Genomic DNA, 242 nt, shown 5'->3' on the forward strand with positions numbered 1-242 from the left:
CCCTGATGCTTGGATTATTAATGTGGGAGCTGGTCTCGACACCCGTTTTTACCGATTAGACAATGGCCGCTGTCACTGGGTAGAGCTGGATGTAACCGAGAATCTACTTTGGCGACAACGTTTGTTCCACAAAAATGAACGCTACCGCTTGGAGTGTGGTTCCGTAGATGATCTGACTTGGTTAGATGAACTCAATATTCCAGAGCAAGCTTCGGTAATGGTGGTGTGTGAACATGCACTGT

The 242-nt window shown here is 47.1% G+C and carries 1 protein-coding gene; it reads left to right on the forward strand.

Annotation, left to right across the window (positions count from 1 at the left end):
• On the forward strand, positions 1-242 hold a 242-nt coding region (locus tag A3712_RS23265), incomplete at both ends, for a class I SAM-dependent methyltransferase (RefSeq protein WP_197465900.1).

Source organism: Vibrio sp. HI00D65 (assembly GCF_001635455.1).
Taxonomy (GTDB): domain Bacteria; phylum Pseudomonadota; class Gammaproteobacteria; order Enterobacterales; family Vibrionaceae; genus Vibrio.